This window comes from Streptomyces jeddahensis, assembly GCF_001642995.1.
Classification (GTDB): Bacteria; Actinomycetota; Actinomycetes; order Streptomycetales; family Streptomycetaceae; genus Streptomyces; species Streptomyces jeddahensis.
On sequence record NZ_LOHS01000083.1, the window covers coordinates 1 to 2277 of the forward strand.

Annotated in this window: 1 protein-coding gene and 1 tRNA gene; both read right to left on the reverse strand. The window is 70.8% G+C overall.

Annotated elements, in window-relative coordinates; genetic code table 11:
• Window positions 1–12: 12 nt before the first annotated feature.
• Window positions 13–1530, reverse strand: coding sequence for a DUF2252 domain-containing protein (locus tag STSP_RS17470; protein WP_078067270.1), 1518 nt, complete (start codon window positions 1528–1530; stop codon window positions 13–15).
• Window positions 1531–1776: 246 nt separating this feature from the next.
• Window positions 1777–1863, reverse strand: a tRNA-Leu gene (locus tag STSP_RS17475).
• Between the last annotated feature and the right edge of the window lie 414 nt (window positions 1864–2277).

Sequence of the window (2277 nt, forward strand, 5' to 3'; positions counted from 1 at the left end):
CCCGCCCGCCCCTCAAACCCCGAACTCCGCCGCCACCCTCCCCGCCCTGACGGCAGCCACCAGCTCCGCGTGGTCCGCCTCCGTGCGGTCCGCGTAGGCCACTGCGAAGTGTGCGATCGCCTCGTCCAGTTCCTCGGTCTTGCCGCAGTAGCCGGCTATCAGTCGTGGGTCGGCGCTGTGTGCGTGGGCGCGCGCCAGCAGGGCCCCGGTCATGCGGCCGTAGTCGTCCAGCTGGTCGGCGGCCAGCGCTGCGGGGTCCACGCTGCCCTTGCGGTTACGGAACTGCCGTACCTGGAAAGGCCGTCCGTCGACCGACGTCCATCCCAGGAGGATGTCGCTGACGACCTGCATCCGCTTCTGGCCGAGCACCACGCGGCGTCCCTCGTGGTCCTCCTCCGGCACCTTGAACCCGGCGGCCGGCAGGTGCGGCAGCAGGGCGGACGGGCGGGCCTCCTTGACCTGCAGCACGAGGGGCTCGCCCCGGTGGTCGAGGAGCAGCACCACGTACGAGCGGGTTCCGACGCTGCCGGTGCCGACCACCCGGAACGCCACATCCTGGATCGCGTACCGCGCGAGCAGCGGCAGGCGGTCGACGGACAGGGTGCTCAAGTACTCCCCGAGAGAGGCCGCCACAGCGGCCGCCTCTGCGTCGGGTATCCGGCGCAGCACGGGCGGGGCGTCGACGAACCGTCGTCCGCCGTCGGCCGTCGGCTCGGTGGATTTGGCGGCGAACCGTCCGCTCGTGTTGTTCCGTGCCTTCTGTGAAACACGCTCCAGCGTTCCGAGCAGATCGTGAGCATCCGTGTGGGAGACCAGTTCCTCATCGGCGATGGCGTTCCACGCGTCCAGCACGGGGAGTTTCGCGAGCAGCCGCATCGTGCGCCGGTAGGCGCCCGCGGCGTCGAAGGCCGCTTTACGGCAGACGTCTTCGTCCGCTCCCGCCTCGCGTCCGGCGAGGACGAGTGATGCGGCGAGCCGCTTCACGTCCCACTCCCAGGGTCCGTGCACGGTCTCGTCGAAGTCGTTGAGGTCGATGACGAGGCCGCCTCGTGCGTCCGCGTAGAGCCCGAAGTTGGCCGCGTGTGCGTCGCCGCATATCTGTGCACCGAGGCCTGTGAGAGGTGTGCGTGCCAGGTCGTACGCCATGAGTCCGGCCGAACCGCGCAGGAACGCGAAGGGACTTGCGGCCATGCGTCCCACGCGTATGGGCGTGAGCTCCCGGAGCCTGCCGCGGTTGGAGTCCTGGACGGCGGTGAGGGCGTCCGGGCGGCCGCTGTCGGCCGAGAACTCCGCGTGCGAGGACCGGGGCACACGCACGCGCAGTGCCTTGCCCTCCTGCTTGGGTGACTGGCTGGGCGACCCTGCCGCGGGCCATTCCGCGAAGCCGCGCACCTGCGGCAGCCGGACGGTCCGAGGTCCGCCGCGCAGCTGAGGCGCCGCAGCTGCGCCGCGCTCCGTCTCGTCGTCGCGCTCCGTCTCATCGTCGCGCTCGCCGACAACGACCGTGGCTTCCCTGCTGATCTCGGTCATGGCGACCGCCTCCCCCGTGTCTCGCCGCATCGCAGACGAACATCAACCGGCCATGACCGTACCGCCGGTGGCGGGAGGGCGTCAGAGCCTGTGGACAACTCCACAGCTGTGGACAACTCCGCATGGGAGGCGGTGTGCATGACACATATCGAGCAGCGACCAAGCGACATTCACCACATGTGGCATACAGCACAAGAAGCGGGTCCCCGCCAGGACTTTCGTCACCGGCGGGGACCCGCTTCGTGGTGGTGCGCGAGGGGGGAGTTGAACCCCCACGCCCTTGCGGGCACTGGAACCTGAATCCAGCGCGTCTGCCTATTCCGCCACCCGCGCATTGGGTGTTGCCTTCCGGCCCCGCGTTTTCGGTGCGAGCGCCTTCCGACATCCAGAAGATTAGCACGCTGGGGACCGTGGATTCACATCCGTATCGGCGAGCAGCCGACAGGACGGGTCCGGGCGCGCCGCAAGGCCCGCGCGCACGAAGCGCACGGCAGCGGACCAGAGCGGACCAGGCGGTCTCCGCACGCACCGCGCACCGCGCACACCGGCCCGCCGTCCCTCCGGCACGCACCACGCACCGCGCACACCGGCCCGCCGGCACACACCGCCCCCGGCCTGCCCACACATCCCGGCGCAGGTCCCGGCACAGGCCGAGCCGACCCGTCTCCGACCCACGTCAACCAGCACGCTGCCCGCCACCCCGCCCGCCCCCCACGTCAACCAGCAAGCTGCCGGCCGCCCCGCACA

Coding starts and splice junctions, on each gene's coding strand:
- STSP_RS17470 (WP_078067270.1), bottom strand. CDS start 1,530: ATGACCGAGATCAGCAGGGAAGCCACGGTCGTTGTCGGCGAGCGCGAC.